A 3,402-nucleotide genomic window follows, 5' to 3' on the forward strand; every position below is an offset into this window, starting at 1 on the left:
TATTTAAACTACTTCCTTTTTTTATTTAAGCTTTTATGTTATTTTCATTATTATCTTGTTTAATTTCCCATTCAATAACAAAAGTCATAAGTACTCTAAGTAAAAATACAGCACCTAAAATAACAAGTTCATCTAGGTTTTTCACCAACACTGTTTTTAAAATCTCAGCTGCCAATTTAAATTCAAGACCTGTGGCCATAGCTGTAGCAAATTGATGTTTTACGCTAACATCTATTTTAAATAAAACTTTTCTAATATAGTAATAAAAAGCTGTAAATGCTCCTATAGATATAACTACAACGCCCATAAACTCAAATATGCTTACTAAAATAGGAATGTACTTAGTCATAAACTCTTCTAGCATAAAAATCCTCCTAAATTGAAGAAAATATAGTTATAAATAGTATTAGTTAGATTAAGATAATTATTAACAATATTTATTAAAGAAGCCTTTTCTATCAAGTAAAAGAATAAAAGTTATCCCTATTATTAATATAATGGTAGATGCAAGACCAGCTTCAGGACCAAAAACTCCACCAGATATAAGGCTGTTTCCATTTAAGTTAAAATCAAATAAGCTTCCAACAGAAACATTTAATCCACTAACTTCAAATCCAAATAAATTGCCTTGAGCAAAATTCCAAGCACTATGAATACCACAAGCACCCCAAAGGTCGTTTGTCTTTATGACATATAGACCAAATAAATACCCAACCAGTATTATATTTAAAATGGCTACTATATTAACATTTGGGTTAAATAGGTGAAGCAGTCCGAAAAGAACAGATGAAATAAATAAACCAATGTTTATATTGTAGCGTGCACCTAAAATATTCATAAGCCACCCTCTAGTTAAAATTTCCTCTGTTCCACCTTGAATTATCCAACCTATTAAAACAATAAAGATGTTTAATAAAGCAAATTTACCTACAGGCTGAGAAGGAGATTGTTCTAAAGATACAAATCCAAATAAATATAGAACAAATACGACTAAACTCATTAAAATGAGTCCTATTAAAAATCCTATCGAATATTTTTTAAACCAATTGTATTTAGAAAAACCAATTGAGCTAATACTTCTTTTTTCTATTTTTGAAACTCTAAAAAATACTAGTAAAGATATACCAATAAAGCTTAGTAATGATGCTAGTAGCATTAAAAAATCAGGGTTAGATGAAAATAAAGGAATACTACTTATTAAAGAAATTAAGGGAATAATAACTATAGACCCTAAAATTGAACCTATATTTAGAAATAATAAAGCTAAAATTATTGCCCAAAGAAAGTTGGGTAGTTTTTTAGAAGTTTTAGCTTTGTCTACTAAAGTTTCATTTCTTATAAACATAAAAAACACCTCCTAAATAGCTATACAATAATACTATCATAAATTATTGAATAACGCTTTCTTATATTGGTGATTTTAAAATTATAAAAAAAGAATAATTGAAAAAATACTGGAAATAATAACTAAAAGAAAAAATTAAAGGAGTGCATAAATATGTTATTAAAACAAATCTCATTAGTATTAGTTATTATAGGAGCTTTAAACTGGGGTTCTATAGGACTATTTGAACTTGATCTTGTAGGATACTTATTTGGAGGAACATATTCAATGATAAGTAGAAGTATATTTACATTAGTAGGGGTAGCTGGATTATACTCTTTATATACTTTAGCTACATTAAAAGATGATAAAAATAGATAGAATTTATAATAAATAAAATTCACACTATAAGGTGTGAATTTTTTATTTTATTAGAAGAATTAAAATATTTGTTGAATGATATTGACTCTATACCTACTATAGACTTTATAATGTGTTTTAGGAAAAATAATAGGAGGGAAATTATGGTTAGTGAATTTTTAAGATATGCAGTCCCATCATCATTGGCAATGTTTATATCGTCATTATATACCGTTATCGATGGAATATTTGTTGGCCAAGGTGTCGGAGACTCTGCATTAGCAGCTGTAAATATAGTTCTTCCATTTACTGTAGTTTTATTTGGTATTGCAAGTATGCTAGCAGTTGGAGGAGGTGCTTTAGTATCTAAGAATGTAGGTGCTGAAGATATAGATAAAGCAGTTGATATATTTAGACAAGTATTTAAGCTATTATTAATTATAAGTATAGTAACAAGTATAGTTTGTATCGTATTTACAGGTCCAATTGTAAGGATGTTAGGAGCAACGGATAATTTAGAACCTTTAGCCGTTGAGTACCTTAAATATTATGCTATTTTTTGCACGCCTAACTTAGTTGGTATAGTGTTAAATAGTTTTGTAAGAAATGATAATAGACCAAAACTTGCGATGGTTTCAACTATTGCAGGAGCTATAACTAATGTAATATTAGATTATGTGTTTATATTTCCTTTAGGCATGGGAATCAAGGGAGCTGCAATAGCTACGGGGTTAGGTCAAATAGTCACAGTAGCTATACTTCTTCCACATTTCTTAAAGAAAAGAGGGTATTTAAGCTTTGGAAATACATCTTTAAATAAAGATACAATAAAAGAAGTTTTAAATATTGGATTCCCATCATTTTTTGGACAAGCAAGTTTTTCAATCATTGTATTCTTACACAATATAGCACTGTCAAACTTTATGGGAGAAATAGGTATATCGACATATAGTATAATAAACTATATAACTACAAACATTTATATGGTTTTACTAGGATTAACATTTGGGGCACAACCTCTTATAAGTTATAATTTTGGAAGAAGAGATTCTAAAAAAATGTTAAAATTCTATGAGATAAATTGTAAGTGTTCATTAGTTGTTAGTATAACAGCGGCATTGATATGCTATGTATTTGGAAGAAGCATTGTTGGTATATTTACAACTGATCCAAACATAGCAAAACTTGGGTATCATGGTATAAAGATAGCATGTTTAGCGTATATAATAGGAAGTATAAACCTAAATACATTAGTTTATTATCAAGCTATTGAAATACCTAAATTTTCAAACTTAATTTGTGTATTTAGATCAATTATATTTTTACCTATCTGTTTAATTGTATTACCAAAGTTATTTGGTTTAAATGGAATATGGTCAAGTGTATTAGTTTCAGAATCTATAACATTTATAGTTATGTATATAATGGCCAATGTAAGAAAATATACTGCGAAAGTAATAAATGAATCAGAGCAAAGTCAAAATATAATTTTAGGCGATGCATCTAATATATAAATAAAAAACTGGACTCTAATTACAGGGTTCAGTTTTTATTTTTTCAAAAAAAGGGTAAAACCATTATATAATTAAAATTATATGGAGGATTAAATTGATAGATATAAAAAATTTTAGAAAATATGCATTTGAAAATTTAAAAAAAATTGATGTAGGAAATAAAATTGAATTACTTACTTTTAAAAAGGACAGAAAAGTAACTAT

At 27.2% G+C, this 3,402-nt stretch carries 4 protein-coding genes; 2 read left to right on the forward strand and 2 right to left on the reverse strand.

Going from position 1 to position 3,402, the window contains the following annotated elements; translation table 11 throughout:
• Positions 1 to 25: 25 nt before the first annotated feature.
• Complete coding sequence (locus RWY47_RS09660) at positions 26 to 364, reverse strand: DUF1622 domain-containing protein (protein ID WP_150887255.1); 339 nt, start codon at positions 362 to 364, stop codon at positions 26 to 28.
• A gap of 63 nt (positions 365 to 427) precedes the next feature.
• A complete protein-coding gene (locus RWY47_RS09665) occupies positions 428 to 1,345 on the reverse strand; it encodes a CPBP family intramembrane glutamic endopeptidase (RefSeq protein WP_150843051.1) in 918 nt (305 codons plus the stop codon).
• A gap of 153 nt (positions 1,346 to 1,498) precedes the next feature.
• Here RWY47_RS09665 and RWY47_RS09670 point away from each other — a divergent pair, with 153 nt between their 5' ends.
• Together RWY47_RS09670 and RWY47_RS09675 are read left to right on the forward strand one after the other, a co-directional pair.
• A complete protein-coding gene (locus tag RWY47_RS09670) occupies positions 1,499 to 1,705 on the forward strand; it encodes a DUF378 domain-containing protein (protein WP_021431189.1) in 207 nt (68 codons plus the stop codon).
• A gap of 143 nt (positions 1,706 to 1,848) precedes the next feature.
• Positions 1,849 to 3,198, forward strand: a complete 1,350-nt coding sequence (locus tag RWY47_RS09675; protein ID WP_150843050.1) for an MATE family efflux transporter — start codon at positions 1,849 to 1,851, stop codon at positions 3,196 to 3,198.
• Positions 3,199 to 3,402: the final 204 nt, after the last annotated feature.

The organism is Paraclostridium sp. MRS3W1 (assembly GCF_032465715.1).
GTDB classification, from domain to species: domain Bacteria; phylum Bacillota; class Clostridia; order Peptostreptococcales; family Peptostreptococcaceae; genus Paraclostridium; species Paraclostridium dentum.

Bases quoted from the DNA above. Each gene is read 5' to 3' on its own strand.
- RWY47_RS09670 (WP_021431189.1), top strand. From the start codon at position 1,499: ATGTTATTAAAACAAATCTCATTAGTATTAGTTATTATAGGAGCTTTA.
- RWY47_RS09665 (WP_150843051.1), bottom strand. From the start codon at position 1,345: ATGTTTATAAGAAATGAAACTTTAGTAGACAAAGCTAAAACTTCTAAA.
- RWY47_RS09660 (WP_150887255.1), bottom strand. From the start codon at position 364: ATGCTAGAAGAGTTTATGACTAAGTACATTCCTATTTTAGTAAGCATA.
- RWY47_RS09675 (WP_150843050.1), top strand. From the start codon at position 1,849: ATGGTTAGTGAATTTTTAAGATATGCAGTCCCATCATCATTGGCAATG.